The organism is Labilibaculum manganireducens (assembly GCF_002843385.1).
GTDB lineage: Bacteria > Bacteroidota > Bacteroidia > Bacteroidales > Marinifilaceae > Labilibaculum > Labilibaculum manganireducens.
In genome coordinates this window covers 274,440-289,846 of sequence record NZ_MVDE01000002.1, presented here as the reverse complement: position 1 = coordinate 289,846, position 15,407 = coordinate 274,440, and the positions used below count along the sequence as shown (strand labels likewise).

Here is a 15,407-nt window from a genome sequence, read left to right as displayed (position 1 = left end):
TTTGTTGTTTTGGACAACAGGTTATGAGATCTCTCGGGATAAGATAACGTACTTTCGTCACGTCCTACTTGATTTACTCTTAGTGGTTACGGTTGACTTTTGGGTTTTCCCAATCCATAGCTCGGTTACCCACACTAATAAGCCTTATATCAAGTTTCTGTTCGTTAGAACGATGACTTTGCTGATGGCTTCCTTCAGATTTGGGGTCGCCCCCAACACCCTTGCCAATTGCTAGTTCTTCCTGTCAACTCGGCGAACTCAAGAACGTTTCATCTTGATAGCACGTTACCATGCCCGACATACTAAAAACAGCCATCCCTTTCGGGATGGCTGCAACTCCAATATATTTTGGAGCCCTTTAGAATTAATAATTAATTGAACTACCACATACAATCAATTATTTCCAGAAATCTTGGAATACCCCTAAAATAACCAAGAAAGGTTCTTGAGCGAATGATAAAAACACCCAAATAATATAATGATCAAAATAATAAAAAAGGTTGCGTGAAAATCTATAGTTATTTCGAAAAAGAGAAGCTATCCCTTTCGGGATAGCTGTTACCCCATATATTTTGGAGCCCTTTTAGAATTGGTTTGTTGTCTAGAATTACCACATTGTATCCAACAATCACTAACTAAAATATTCGAGAATCTCCCCTATAGATCCTCTCGAACAATACTATAACAGGTTGATCAAAAAAAAGGGTGACATCATTATGAGAATAATCTCATAATTAACAATTTTTAACAAAAAAAGAGACTGAATCGGTTAATAATCCAGTCTCTTCAATTAAAAAAATAATTTCTTAATTCGTATAAATAGGTGGAAACTTCTGAGGATTTGATTCTCTCATGATGTCATAAATTATCTCAAATACATCCTCGGCATTAGGATTTGAGAAATAATCTCCATCGGTACCATATGCTGGCCGGTGATCCTTAGCAGTAATAGTTCTCGGTTCTGAATCCAAATAATAATAAGCATTCTGATCCTCCAACACCTTCTGCATCATAAAGGCAGTAGCACCTCCAGGTACATCCTCATCGAAAAATACAATCCGGTTGGTTTTCTTTACCGATTCAAGAATTCGACTATTAATGTCAAATGGTAATAAAGTCTGAACATCAATCAGTTCAACTGAAATATTAAAATCTTTCAATTGCTTAACTGCATCTTCTGCAATTCGCACGCATGATCCATAAGTAACCAATGTGATATCAGTTCCTTCTTCTAAAACTTCAGGTATCCCTAATGGAGTATTAAACTCGCCTAAATTATCAGGCATTTTTTCCTTTAATCTGTAGCCGTTTAGTGGCTCAATTACTAACGCCGGCTCATCCGATTCCAAAAGCGTATTGTAAAAGCCTGCCGCCTTAGTCATATCTCTTGGCACACACACATGAATTCCTCTGATTGAGTTAATCACCATACTTAGAGGTGAACCCGAATGCCAAATTCCTTCCAAACGATGACCGCGGGTACGAATAATTACCGGAGCTTTTTGACCTCCTTTGGTTCTGTATTGCAATGTAGCCAAATCATCACTCATGGTTTGCAGGGCATATAGCAGATAGTCGAAATACTGTATCTCTGCAATTGGACGCAGGCCTCTTAGTGCCAAACCAATTCCCTGACCTAAAATTGTAGACTCTCTAATTCCTGTATCTGTAACCCTAAGATCGCCGTATTTTTTCTGCATTCCTTCTAAACTCTGATTTACGCCGCCAATAAAGCCGGTATCTTCTCCAAAAGTCAACAGTAAAGGATATTTACTAAAAAGTTTATCGAAATTATCGCGAAGCACTTCACGTCCGTTTGCCATTTTTGATTCTTCGGAGTAAACAGGAGCACAAGTTTTGATATTTTGCACTCTTAAATCAGTCTCGCTGTATAAATGACTGCTGTATCGTTCATGATTTTCCTCAAGAGAATTTTTAAGCCACAACTGCAACTGCGATTTTAAAGGTTTGAAGCTTTCGCATGAACTACAAATAAAACGCAGTATTTTCTTTGCTGCCGTAAAATTATCCTTTCGAACCGGATGAATAAGCTTTTTGAGATCATTTACAATTTTATCAATTCGCTCCGTTTTTTTACAATCGCAACCGGCATTCTTAACCAATTCAATCAATGCATCTCTTTCTTCTAATATTGGATCAGAAAAAGACTTCCAAGCAGCTTTTCTTGCCATTTTTACTTCTTCCAGAGCTGCATTTTCAATTTCGTCTAAGCTTTCCTCTGTCGCTAATTCAAGGGAAAGAATCCACTCTCTCATTTTTTTAATTGGATCGTATTCATTTTCCCAATCAAGACGTTCCTTAGTTTTGTAACGCTCGTGCGAACCCGAGGTTGAATGCCCTAAGGGTTGAGTCATTTCTGTCACATGAAATAATACCGGAACATGGTTTTTCCTGCAAAGTTCAACACCTTCCATATACATTTTACAAAGCGAAGCATAATCCCATCCCTTCGCCTTATAAATTAAATAACCATCTCCATTTTCATCCTTTTCAAACCCCTTAAGAACTTCTGATATATTCGATTTTGTTGTTTGATATTTATTCGGAACTGAAATCCCCCAGCCATCATCCCAGACACTCATAGCCATAGGCACTTGCAGAACACCGGCAGCATTAATGGTTTCCCAAAAATGACCTTCGGAAGTACTTGAATCTCCTATTGTACCGAAAGCCACTTCATTTCCTTTATCTGAAAACTCAGGAAAATTGTGTAATTCTTTGTTCTGCCGAAACATTTTTGATGCGTAAGCCAAGCCAAGTAATCTTGGCATTTGACCCGCTGTTGGTGAAATATCAGCGGATGAATTTTTCTGATTTGTTAAATTTTTCCAGCTTCCATCCTCATTTAAACTTCGGGATGCATAATGATTATTCATTAAACGCCCACCATTAGCCGGATTTTTATCCAGTCTGGTCTCACCAAATAATTGAGCAAAAAATTCCTCACTTGATAACATACCGGAGGCAAGCATAAAAGTTTGATCGCGATAATATCCAGAGCGCCAATCGCCATTATTATAGGCCTTGGCCATAGCTATCTGAGCAACTTCTTTTCCATCCCCAAATATTCCAAATTTCGCCTTACCTGTTAATACTTCCTTACGCCCCCATATACTTAACTGGCGGCTAACATTGGCAATTCGATAATCTTCCAGTACCTCAGTTGTAAAATCGTTGAATGACAAATTTTCTTTTTTTGTCTCCTTGTCTTCTTTTACCATTTCCGACATATAATTTTGCGTTATTAGTCTGCAAAGCTTTTCCCCCTTGCAATTGCAAACAAAGATGTGTTAGTGTGTTTATTTAACAGAATATCCATCAGTTAAATTTAGATCAAATTTAGCAAGAATTATTCTAAATAAGAAGATTTCATCCAAGTATTTACAGACCTTTAAATCTGTTTTTGTTTGGAAGAACAATACCGAAATGATATCTTTGTTAGTGAATAATAACTACTTATTATTAATTTATTTGTATTACTAATGTAATACTCTTGTTGTTGTCAACAAATAATAAATTGGTATTATACGAAAATAATTTAAAGGCTTTTACAGCTCTTTTTTATAAAAAATTAAGAACTATTCAAATGATTACAGTCGTACTTATAACAAGCTTTCTTCTGGCAATTGGCTTTGCAGGTTTTGCTATTACTATATTGGTTAAAAAGAATGGTAAATTTCCAGAACTCCATATTGGAAATAATAAAGATTTGAAGAAAAGAGGAATTGGATGTGCCACTTCACAAGATAAAATGGAGCAAGCTAAAGCCAAAAAATCGCTTCAATTCAAACAATTAACACTTTTAGAGAAAGAATTAAAATCTCTATAAGCCGAAAATAAATTTAATTTTTAACATTAGATATAGAACCATCTAATCTTACAATCGTATCCTTAACCGGAGTATCCTTAAATCTAATTTAAAATGGCAGTGTTTTTTAAGATATTACTACTATCACTATTTCTATTGCTGCTTGCTTTTATCGGAATTGGCATTAAGTTGTTATTCGATAAAAATGCAAAGTTTACCGGTGGTAGCTGTGGTTCTTGTAACTGCACCGATCCGGACAAGGAAAATTGTGATACACAATAAGGAATTGAGTTATCGGTTTTTTATTTCCCGTTGTTTGTATTATTTCATAACAACTACTTATTTTCCAAGCTGCGGAAATCGAAAACCGATAATTTTTTGCCCCCTCCTTATCATCAATTCAATTTACTTTATGAGTGAATCCTTTAACTTTTCGCTTACATAGGTTTTATAATTGCCCAAAGAATCCGCATAAATAAAATAAGCTTCCAATAGTGAATCTTTTTCAACAATTTCAATGCTTTTTTCCAATCCCAATACCATAAAACTGGTTGCATATGCATCGGCTGACATACAATCCGGTGCAAATACTGAGGCCGAAAGAAGACTGTGCTGAACCGGATATCCTATGCGGGGATCAATTGTATGAGCGTATTTTTTCCCATCCTTAATGTAAAATTGGCGGTAGTTTCCTGAGGTTGCCAAAGCTCCGTTTTCCATTTGAACTACTTCTTGTATTTCTCTTGACATAGTAGATGGATCATCAATTGGCTTATCAATACCCACACGCCAGATTCTGCCTTTATCATTTTTACCTTTAGCGCGAATTTCACCTCCGATTTCAACCATATAATTACTAACACCATTTAATTCCAAAAGATCGGCAACAACATCAACACCATATCCTTTTGCAATAGCACTAGCATCGAACATTATTCTGGGATCGTCCTTTACAACTTTCCCATTTATCAAACGTACTTTTTCATAGCCAACAATTTCCAGCAAACTATCAACAGGAATCATATCAGGATCGAGCTTATTCTTAAATCCAAAACCCCAGGCATTAACCAAAGGTGCAACAGTCATATCAAATGCACCATTCGTAATCCCCGAAATTTCTTCTCCTCTTTTAAAGGTTGTTAGAAAATAGTGATCCAGCACTACACTTGTATCGTTAGTGTTTACCCTCGAAATGACCGACTGAGGCTTATAAGTGGACAGAGACAGGTCGAATTCTTCTAACTTAGCCATTATGTTATCATGAAGACTCTCGTCGCCTGTGTACTCGTAAGTGATGTGATAAAAAGTGCCAAATATCTGCCCTTCATCGAAATAGTAATTTTTACTATTGTTTTGGCAAGATGATAAGATCAGGATACCGACAAGAACGAATGAATTAAATAAATTTCTCATGACTGAAGAATAGTTCGTATTTTAAAGGATATTAGTGAAACAAAAGTAATCAAGCTTATAAAAACAAACAAGCCTCGAAGAATCCGAGGCTTGTTATATTATAAATTACGATCCGAAATCGTCAAATTCAACCATTTCGTCTGGTACTCCTAATTCATACAGCATGTTTGTAACAGCTGAATTCATCATTGGAGGTCCGCAAAGGTAATACTCAACATCTTCCGGCTCCTCATGTTTGCATAGGTAGTTGTCGTAAATCACCTGGTGAATAAATCCAGTTGGTCCTTCCCAATTATCTTCCGGCTGAGGCTCAGATAGAGCTAAGTGCCACTCGAAATTAGGGAAATCAGCAGCGATAGCATCGAACTGATCTGCGTAGAACACTTCTTTTAATGAACGTGCACCATACCAGAAAGTAGCCTTACGACCCGTTTTCACTGTATGAAACAAGTGAAAGATATGAGAACGCATTGGAGCCATACCAGCACCACCACCAATAAACATCATCTCGTTGTTAGTCTCCTTGATAAAGAACTCACCGTAAGGTCCTGAAACAGTAACTTTATCACCTGGTTTACGAGAGAAAATAAAAGAAGAACAAATACCCGGATTCACATTCATCCAACCACCGTTTACACGATCGAACGGAGGAGTTGCAATACGAATGTTCAACATTACAATATTTCCTTCGGCAGGATGGTTAGCCATTGAATAAGCACGATATGTAGGTTCCGGGTTTTTCATTTTAAGATCAAACATCTTAAATTGCTCCCACTCTCCACGATACTTATCTTCAATAATCATATCCTTAAAGTCAACATCGATTTTAGGAACATCAATTTGAATGTACCCTCCTGATTTGAAATCAAGAATTTCACCTTCCGGCAATCTAACTACAAACTCTTTAATAAAAGTAGCTACGTTACCATTTGAAACCACAGTACACTCCCACTTCTTGATTCCCATAATTTCCTGAGGAATCGACATGCTCATGTCTTCTTTTACTTTTACCTGACAAGCCAAACGCCAGTCGTTCTGAGCTTCTTTGCGGGTAAAATAGCCTGTTTCTGTTGGTAATATACTACCTGCTCCGTCATGAACCTGACACTTACACATTGCGCAGGTTCCACCACCACCGCAAGCTGATGGTAAGAATATTTTTTGAGCTCCTAAAGTTCCCAATAGGGTATTGCCTGGCTCTACAACCAATTTTAGGTTTCCTTCATTAATATCAATAGTAACCTCTCCCGATGGAGTCAGTTTCTTTTTTGCATACAAAAGGATAGAAACCAGTACCAGGATCACAAGTAGGAAGATCACAATACTTGTGGCAATAACTGTTCCCTGTGTTGTTAATAATATCATCTCTATTCCAGTTTTTAAAATTATGAATGATTAATTATTAATTAAGAATTAGGGCTTATCTGTACAAATGATATTGATTTTCAAATCAAACAAATAACCTGTATTCTATAATTTACAATTATAACTCATAAATTATAATTCATAATTAGTTAAAAGCTTAGAGTTTGATCCCCATAAAGCTCATAAATGCAATTCCCATTAAACCTGTTACAATAAATGTAATTCCAAGTCCACGTAATGGAGCAGGAATATTTGAGTAGCGGATTTTTTCACGAATTGCAGCGATACCAATAATAGCAAGAAACCAACCAATACCTGATCCAAGACCAAATGAAGTTGCTTCTGCTAAAGTTCCGTAGTCTCTTTCCTGCATGAAAAGAGATCCTCCTAAAATTGCACAGTTAACCGCAATTAAGGGAAGAAAGATACCCAAAGAAGAATAAAGAGCCGGAGCAAATTTTTCTACAATCATTTCAACCAACTGCACCAAAGAAGCAATTACTGCTATAAACATGATAAAACTTAAAAAGCTTAAATCAACATCTTTAAATGAAGGATCTACCCAGGTAAGAGCTCCGCTAACCAGAATGTATTTGTTTAGCAGGTAATTTAAAGGAACTGTTATTCCCAAAACAAAAATTACAGCGATACCAAGACCCACTGAAGTTTTTACTGTTTTTGAAACAGCCAGATACGAACACATTCCTAAGAAGAATGCGAACACCATGTTGTCGATAAAAATCGACTTGATAAATATATTAATCAGATTTTCCATGTTTCGATTTTTCTTTACGATTAGTTCGACTCAATTAAAGATTTATCTCTGGATCTTTGAACCCAAATAATAATTCCTACAGTAATTAATGCCATTGGAGGAAGAATTATTAAACCGTTGTTTTGATATCCCATATCATAAAAGGCTTTCGGTACCACTTGAAATCCATAAATTGCACCTGATCCCAACAATTCACGGAAGAAAGCTACAATTATTAAAATTACACCATAACCGGCACCGTTACCAATTCCATCCAGAAAGGCTGGCCATGGCTTATTACCAAGAGCAAAAGCTTCCAAACGTCCCATAATAATACAGTTGGTAATAATCAAACCTACAAATACTGAAAGTTGCTTGCTAACTTCGTAGGCAAAAGCTTTCAATACCTGATCGACCACGATTACCAATGCAGCTACAACTACAAGCTGAACAATAATACGAATACGTGAAGGAATTGTATTTCTTAATAATGATATAATAACATTAGCAAATGCAGTCACAGCCATAACAGACAGGCTCATCACCACTGCTGGCTCCAACTTTGCTGTAACTGCCAGAGCTGAACAAATTCCTAATACCTGTACGGTAATCGGGTTGTCGCTACTCAATGGATTTTTCAGCAATTTCCGATTTTTAGCGGAGAATAATGGTTCTTTATCGCTCATCTCGTGCTTATTTTGAAGATTTTAAATACATTTCATAACTGCTTAGGTTTTCGCGAAGCATTGCCTCTAAACCTTTTGAAGTAACAGTTCCACCGGATACTGCATCAAATTCGTGAGGATGACCAACAGCACCACCACCTTTAACCAAAGCTAAAGAAGTAAACTTTCCTGTCTCATCAAAAATTTGTTTTCCGGAAAATGGTTTCTGAAATTCAGGTTTTGAAATTTCAGCACCTAAACCAGGAGTTTCCCCTTTGTTTCCGAATGTAGCGCCATAAATGGTTTTTCCATCCGGCTCCATAGAAACAAAGCCCCAAATAGGTCCCCACATTCCTCTACCTCTAATTGGAATAATCATTTTCTCCCCAATTCCCTCTTTCTTAAAAATGAAAACCGGTAATTTTCTTTCTTCCAATTTCTTTTTGTTCTCAATTTTCAAGTCCACAGCAAAAGTTGCGTTCTTATCTTCCGAAGTAATATCTCCATTCGCATTAACAGTAAAAGATTGTACAATAAATTGATTGTATAACTCTTCTGCATTTTCAGGAGTGGAAGCAATATTGACAGCTTTTAAAATGTCTTGCTTTTTCTCTATTTCGATATTCCTCGTTTGGCGTGGCTTAAGTTGCAAAGCAGCAAAAGAAAGAACCGCCGCAACTAACACCACCATAATGGAGGCATAAAGAAATGTATATGTATTGCTTTGAGTATTCATGTGATTAATAATTTATATTTTTAATTGCCACATGGAACTCGCCATATTTTACCTGTACTTGTTCCGATAAAATTTCAGTCATGGCTCGTTTCATTTTCTAATTGATTATTTGTTTAAGCACTCACCTTAACCCGTTTCAATCTTCTTTTGATATTTCCTTGAACCACATAATGATCAATTAGCGGCGCAAAAGTATTCATCAGTAGAATCGATAACATCATGGCTTCCGGGAAACCTGCATTCAATACGCGAATCAAAACAGCAAGGAAACCAATTAGGAAGCCATAAATATATTTACCTCTGGCTGTTTGCGCCCCCGATACCGGATCAGTAGCCATAAATACAGCTCCAAAAGCAAAACCACCCATAATTAGATGCTGCCATGCAGGAATTAACTCCATATAAGCATTACCGCCAATTAGGTTGAAAAGCATTCCCATTACATATCCTCCGGCAAATACCGAAACGATAATTTTCCAGCTGCCAATTCCTGTTGCAATTAAAATGACTGCTCCAATTAGAATAGCTATCGTAGATGTTTCTCCTATTGATCCTGGAATGAAACCAACAAACATATCCCAAACATTTGAAAGATGTTGTTGATAAAGAGTAACTGCAGCGTCACCTTTTACATCAACCAAATTGGCAGCATGTGCCAATGGTGTTGCTCCTGAAAAGCTATCCGCTTTTTCTGCAATCCAGACTGATTCACCAGACATTTTTGATGGGTAAGCAAAGAAGAAGAATGCACGGGCAACCAAAGCTGGGTTCCAAATATTCATTCCGGTTCCCCCGAATACTTCTTTGCCAATTACTACAGCAAATGCAGTGGATACGGCCACCATCCAAAGAGGTGCTTCAACCGGCATTATTAAAGGTATCAGCATACCGGAAACAAGGAAACCCTCGTTTACCTGATGACCCCGCATTTGTGCAAATGCAAATTCAATACCCAAACCAACCACGTATGAAACAACGATAATCGGAAGGATTTTAATCAAACCATAAACGCAAATATCTAAAAAATCAGTATTCGCAAGCTCGCCAACAGATAGAAAATGCTGGTATCCTGTATTGTAAATCCCAAATAGTAATGCTGGAATTAAAGCCATAACAACAATCGACATTGTACGCTTTAAATCAATGGCATCTTTTATATGTGTACCGGTATGGGATGTAATATTGGGAACGAATAGAAAAGTTTCAAATGCCTCGAAAGACGACTGCAACTTTGCAAACTTCCCACCCTTTTGAAATAAAGGCTTCTTTTTATCAAGAAATTTTCTTAGTGCTTTCATTATATAATATTATCCGTTTTTTCTTAGCTCATTTCTTTAATCATCAGATCAATTCCTTTACGAACCAAATCCTGTACATTAATTTTCGATGTACAAACGAATTCGCATAAGGCAAGATCCTCCGGAGCAACTTCGTATATTCCCAATTGTTCCATTTGATCGATATCCTCAATCATAATAGATTTAACCAATTGTTGTGGAAGCACATCCATAGGTAATACCTTGTCGTACTCACCTGTCATTACGAAAGCACGATGCTCCCCATGAAGATTAGCATCCAAACGGTATTCTTTATTTGGTGTTAACCAAGAGAAGAATGTTTTCGACATTGAGAATTTCTGTAAACCAGGTAATGCCCAACCTAAAAATTCGAATTTATCTCCTTCTGGAATAACGGTAATTTGTGAGTCGTAAAAGTTAAGAAATCCATCTTCAGAGATTTGTTCTCCTGTTAAAACATTTCCTGAAATAACGCGGATTTTCTCATCATCTTTCAATTTACCTTTTAAGATATTTCGTACAGATGCTCCCAAAATTGTTTCAAAATAACATGGGGTTTTCACTTCAGATCCGCAAAGTGCAATTTTACGACTTACATCGTAGATGCCTTTTGTGAATAATCTTCCGATGAAAACAACTTCCTGCGGACGAATAACCCAAGCCACTTCACCTTTATTCATCGGGCTAATGTGGTGAATCTGAACACCAACATTTCCTGCAGGATGAACACCTGTAAATTGTCGTATTTCTACATTTTTAGCTCCCGAAAAAGTTTTACTTTGGTTCAGATTAGGATTCGTATTTAAATATAACTTTCCATCAGTCAATTTTGCCAAAGCATCAAGACCCGCCTGAAATGCTGCGGCTTCACTCTCCAAAAGGAAGTCAATATCCGCGGCCAATGGAGCCGTATCGAAAGCTGAAACAAAAATTGCTTTCGGAGTATCTTCAGGTTTCGCAATCACATCGTAAGGACGTTGACGAACAAATGCCCAAAGACCACTTTTCAATAACTCTTCCTTTATCTCCTCACGGGAAAGTACGTTAGGGTCAGCCTTTTTAAACTCCTGGTATTGAATCTCAGCATCTGCTTGAATCACTACCTCTAAAATCTTTCTTCGCTCTCCACGATTTACGGCAATAACCTTACCACTAACCGGAGAAGCAAAATTAATTTCAGGACAGTACTTATCGAAAAACAGAGAATCTCCTGCTTTTACTTCAGCATCTACCTTAACTTTTAATTTAGGTGTTAATCCGGGAAAATTGGATGGTTTAATGGCGTATGTCTCAGAACGATCAGCTTTTTCAAGTACCTTTTCAGCCTTTCCTGCCAGCTTAATATCTAAGCCTTTTTTGATCTTTTTAACTTCAGACATGTTAAACTATTTGAATTTATTAATTTGCATCAAAAATAACTAATTTAATCTCTAATTCACAATCTTTACTCTGATACACTATATGTTATTGAACGCTATGCACATCATTTTTAAGGAGTCGTAAAATTTTCGAACACAAATATATAAAGCAATTTTGTATTTTTGAAGTCATTTGTTCTATTTTTAACCAGCATATATACATATTCAAATGCATAAAAATCTAGTTGTTTACATAAGCATTGTATTTCTTATCCTGCCAAAGGGATTGTTTGCTTACAATTCTGAATCTGAGACTGTTTATTTTAATGAAATAATAAAAAAAAGCATCCATACTGTTCAGATGCATCCGGTTAACTGGGAACTAACAGAACCAATTATAGAACTTAATGGAGATAATCAACTCCTTTTTTCTTTTGATGACATTACAGAAAATATTCAGGATTACTCCTACAAAATTATCCATTGCACATCAGATTGGCACAATTCCGGCTTAAGTGAATTCGATTTTATTGATGGTTTTACAGAAAACCAGATTCAGGATTACGAACATTCCTTTACTACCAATATTGGTTTTATTCATTATTCCCTGAAAATCCCCAATAACGAGATACAATTAAAACTATCAGGCAATTACATCCTTGAAATTTATGAAGATTTCGATCCTGAAAAAGTAATTATCCGGCAACGGTTTATGCTTTTGGATTCGAAAGTTGAAATTAAAGGAGATGTAAAACATCCAATTGCAATTGATTTAAGAGAAACACATCAGGAGGTCGATTTTAGTATTCTTCATCCAAATTTTAATATTGATAATCCTCATGCTGATTTACAAGTTGTACTAACTCAAAACGGAAGATTGGATGGAAGTGAGAAAAACCTAAAACCTCTTTTTATCCGTAAAAATGAATTGGTTTTTGATTACGAAATGGAAAATGTTTTTCCGGGAGGCAACGAATTTCGAAATTTTGATTTGAAAAGTCTGAGATACCAAACCCGCTATATCAAAGAAATTACCAAAGAGAATGAACAAACAAATGTTCTGCTGACAGCCGGAAACAACCGTCATTTTAAACAGTACATTTACGAGCAGGATTTAAACGGCCGGTTTTTAATTGATGTTCAGGAAAGAGACGAACCATCCACCGAAGCAGACTATTGCAATGTCACATTTTGGCTGCCGTTCGATAATGAAATTAAACATGGAGACCTTTATGTGTACGGCAACTTCTGTAATTGGACTTGTTCTGATAAAAACAAAATGGAGTACGATTTTGATACCGGCAGCTACCGCAAAACAATTTTCTTAAAACAAGGATACTACAATTATCAGTACGCCTTACTTGAAAATGGAAAAAAGACACCTGACCTGACTTATATGGAAGGCTCGCATTGGGAAACAGAAAACAACTATGTGATTTACGTTTACTACCATGATATCGCCCTGAATTACGATATGCTGATTGGCTGCCAAACGCTTAATTCAACTGCCAAATTTTAAAGCATAAATTGCAATGTCCCTACCCCACAAATCTGTTTATGTTGTAAAAGCATTTCGATCTTAAAAAAAAAGAATACTTTTGACTCCGAAATAGAGAGAATCACTATCTTGTTTTCTCTTTAATAAAAAAAAATATAAAATATGAACCCTGTTACAAACAAAGGTCGATACAAATCGGACCCGCAGGTATTCAGACGATGGAGCCGAAAAGGCTATGCTGCTTTTGCCAGCATGAACAAGGAAATTACAATTTCCTGTATCAACACCAGTTATAATTTACTGGTTCCATCAACTGAGTGCGGCTTTTCCGGATTTTGCTATGTACCATTAAACAGCAGGGATAAGAATGAGACTGATGAATTGGAAGCCTTGTGCTTCGAACTCATGCAAGTTATGCTGCTGCAAAACCAAAATGCAGCCAAAACCAGTCAGACTGAACCTCATCAACAAACGAATAAGGTTCTTTCTACTATTTCTTATTCCAGCAATTTTAGAAACTAAAAAAGAACCTAAGTTATGAGTGATATCAGAAACAATTGGACCTACAAAGAGGTTAAAGAAATTTACGACCTGCCATTACTGGATTTGGTGAACAAAGCAGCCAACATCCACCGCAAGCACCACGATTCTACAAAGATGAACATGAACACCTTAATTTCGGTTCGTACCGGAGCATGTTCGCAAGATTGCAGATATTGTGCCCAGTCGGCCCGTTACAACACACATGTAAAACCTGTAAAATTAAGCTTGGAACAGGTTCTGGAAGAAGCCAAAATTGCCAAAGAAAACGGTGTAAAACGTGTTTGTTTGAGTTCTGCCGGCAGAGATGGAAATCGTGATGACCGTTTCGACGAAATGGCTGAGATGATTACCGAAGTGAAAAAGCTTGGACTTGAGGTTTGTTGTACCATGGGAATGATCAACAAAGAAAAAGCTGCAAAATTAGCTGATTTGGGAATTACTGCCGTAAATCACAACATCGATACTTCGGAGCGTCACTATCCAAACATTACCACAACCAGAACCTACAGTGAAAGACTCGAAACTCTTGCCAATTTGCAGGAAGCGGGTATCTCTTACTGTTCCGGCGGTATTTTGGGGATGGGCGAAACCGACGAAGATAGAATTGAAATGCTTCGCACGCTTTCGAATCAGGAAAAACACCCTTACAACGTTCCGTTGAATTCACTGGTGCCGGTTGAGGGAACTCCCTTTTTCGGAAAAGAAACCATCGGTATTTTTGAAATGGTGCGTGCCGTTGCAACTGCCCGTATTCTAATGCCAAAAGCAGTAATCGCTTTTGCTGCCGGCCGCACACATTACAGTCAGGAAGGACAAGCGCTTTGTTTTCTTGCCGGAGCAAACTCCATCTTTTTCGGAGATAAACTGCTTACCGTAAAAAACATGACCGTTAACGAAGATCAGCATTTACTGGATACCATTGGAATGATACCAACCCGTTATCAGGAGCTGACTACTTTGGAGGGATAGAAATATACCTATACATTATAATTTAGAAGGGATATGCTTTTTGCATGTCCCTTTTTTTTTTCATTCTAAATTTTCTCTTAAAATTGCTCCATACTTTAACATATGTTTTATACATTTAATCGCCAAAATGAAATAAAACGATGAATCTGATTATTAAATCAATCAAAAAAAATCAGCAAAAATGACGAATATAACAGCCACAAAAACGATTAAAGAATTGGTTCTTGAAATTCCTGAAGACAAAATTGTTTTGCCAACAATTCCAGCCGCAGTTTGTGTTGGCGAGGCTGGAAAACTTCATCAATATGCAATGGAAGATAAAGAAGACCTTTTGACAAAAGGATTAAGCGAAGATTTAATTAATGATCTTACACCAAGAGCTAAATTTCTGCAAGACAAACAATCGGAATGGACTGCGGTTTATCAAAAGGCTTTAACCAACACTAAGGAATGGAGTGTGAAAATAAATGAAGCCAGCCAGCTGCAACAAGAATTAAAACACGATTTTCAGTTTGCCTTCAGAAACCATCCTGAAATTTTAAAGACGCTAAAAAACATACTTGGTGGCAATGGCAATATGGATTTGATTCAGGACATGAGCGACTACCCTGCTTTTGCAAAACAATATCCTGATCCATTGAAAGCCATTAATTTTAACACCGCTAAAATTGACCGTGCCAGTCAACTTTCTCAGGAACTTCTCTATTTGCTGAATAAAGTAGATGGTGTGAAAAACAGTAAAAACAGACCAGAAAAACAGTTGCGCGACAGAGCCTATACCTACCTTAAACAATTGGTCGACGAAATTCGCACCTATGGAAAATATACCTACTGGAACGATGAAGAAAAACTAAAGAGGTATTCGAGCGAATATCAAAGAAAATTTTACAAAAAATACACGCAGGAAAAAGCGACAAAAAACAAGCTAAAAGCCCACAATAGTTGACTTGTTTTACAATAGGATAATCAATCTGCCAAT

The 15,407-nt window shown here is 36.8% G+C and carries 14 protein-coding genes; 6 read left to right on the top strand and 8 right to left on the bottom strand.

Translation table 11 applies throughout. From position 1 onward, the window contains the following. Window positions 1-806: 806 nt before the first annotated feature. Window positions 807-3,251 (bottom strand): alpha-ketoacid dehydrogenase subunit alpha/beta, encoded by a 2,445-nt coding sequence (locus BZG01_RS02695; protein WP_218972984.1) that lies wholly within the window; start codon window positions 3,249-3,251, stop codon window positions 807-809. 287 nt (window positions 3,252-3,538) lie between these two features. On the opposite strand from BZG01_RS02695, the gene BZG01_RS02690 reads away from it, so the two are divergent. Beyond that, on the top strand, window positions 3,539-3,850 hold the full coding sequence (locus BZG01_RS02690) for a hypothetical protein (RefSeq protein ID WP_245870239.1): 312 nt from the start codon (window positions 3,539-3,541) through the stop codon (window positions 3,848-3,850). A gap of 93 nt (window positions 3,851-3,943) precedes the next feature. Continuing rightward, window positions 3,944-4,111, top strand: coding sequence for a hypothetical protein (locus BZG01_RS21480; RefSeq protein ID WP_154675801.1), 168 nt, complete (start codon window positions 3,944-3,946; stop codon window positions 4,109-4,111). A gap of 123 nt (window positions 4,112-4,234) precedes the next feature. Here BZG01_RS21480 and BZG01_RS02685 read toward each other — a convergent pair whose 3' ends face one another. From BZG01_RS02685 to BZG01_RS02655, 7 genes are all read right to left on the bottom strand, one after another. Further along, window positions 4,235-5,242, bottom strand: coding sequence for an FAD:protein FMN transferase (locus BZG01_RS02685; protein ID WP_101308275.1), 1,008 nt, complete (start codon window positions 5,240-5,242; stop codon window positions 4,235-4,237). A gap of 105 nt (window positions 5,243-5,347) precedes the next feature. Then, window positions 5,348-6,607 carry an NADH:ubiquinone reductase (Na(+)-transporting) subunit F gene (gene nqrF, locus BZG01_RS02680; RefSeq protein ID WP_101308274.1) on the bottom strand — a complete coding sequence of 420 codons (1,260 nt, stop codon included), beginning with the start codon at window positions 6,605-6,607 and terminating at the stop codon, window positions 5,348-5,350. 157 nt (window positions 6,608-6,764) lie between these two features. Then, entirely contained in the window at window positions 6,765-7,382 is a 618-nt protein-coding gene (gene nqrE / locus BZG01_RS02675; RefSeq protein WP_101308273.1) for an NADH:ubiquinone reductase (Na(+)-transporting) subunit E, read from the bottom strand. A gap of 20 nt (window positions 7,383-7,402) precedes the next feature. Continuing rightward, complete coding sequence (locus BZG01_RS02670) at window positions 7,403-8,047, bottom strand: NADH:ubiquinone reductase (Na(+)-transporting) subunit D (protein ID WP_101308272.1); 645 nt, start codon at window positions 8,045-8,047, stop codon at window positions 7,403-7,405. Between the two features lie 7 nt (window positions 8,048-8,054). Then, window positions 8,055-8,762: an NADH:ubiquinone reductase (Na(+)-transporting) subunit C gene (gene nqrC / locus BZG01_RS02665; RefSeq protein WP_101308271.1), complete on the bottom strand. Its 708-nt coding sequence runs from the start codon at window positions 8,760-8,762 to the stop codon at window positions 8,055-8,057. A 113-nt stretch (window positions 8,763-8,875) separates the two neighbouring features. Next, window positions 8,876-10,060, bottom strand: coding sequence for an NADH:ubiquinone reductase (Na(+)-transporting) subunit B (locus tag BZG01_RS02660; RefSeq protein ID WP_101308270.1), 1,185 nt, complete (start codon window positions 10,058-10,060; stop codon window positions 8,876-8,878). 23 nt (window positions 10,061-10,083) lie between these two features. Further along, window positions 10,084-11,439, bottom strand: a complete 1,356-nt coding sequence (locus BZG01_RS02655; protein ID WP_101308269.1) for a Na(+)-translocating NADH-quinone reductase subunit A — start codon at window positions 11,437-11,439, stop codon at window positions 10,084-10,086. 208 nt (window positions 11,440-11,647) lie between these two features. Here BZG01_RS02655 and BZG01_RS02650 point away from each other — a divergent pair, with 208 nt between their 5' ends. The 4 genes from BZG01_RS02650 (at window position 11,648) to BZG01_RS02635 (ending at window position 15,374) form a co-directional block, all read left to right on the top strand. Next, entirely contained in the window at window positions 11,648-12,937 is a 1,290-nt protein-coding gene (locus BZG01_RS02650; protein WP_101308268.1) for a type IX secretion system plug protein, read from the top strand. A gap of 141 nt (window positions 12,938-13,078) precedes the next feature. Then, the gene (locus BZG01_RS02645) at window positions 13,079-13,438 is read left to right on the top strand and encodes a hypothetical protein (protein WP_101308267.1); all 360 of its coding nucleotides are present in this window, start codon (window positions 13,079-13,081) and stop codon (window positions 13,436-13,438) included. 15 nt (window positions 13,439-13,453) lie between these two features. Then, the gene (gene bioB, locus BZG01_RS02640) at window positions 13,454-14,428 is read left to right on the top strand and encodes a biotin synthase BioB (RefSeq protein ID WP_101308266.1); all 975 of its coding nucleotides are present in this window, start codon (window positions 13,454-13,456) and stop codon (window positions 14,426-14,428) included. A gap of 181 nt (window positions 14,429-14,609) precedes the next feature. After that, complete coding sequence (locus BZG01_RS02635) at window positions 14,610-15,374, top strand: hypothetical protein (protein WP_101308265.1); 765 nt, start codon at window positions 14,610-14,612, stop codon at window positions 15,372-15,374. The last annotated feature ends 33 nt before the right edge of the window (window positions 15,375-15,407 follow it).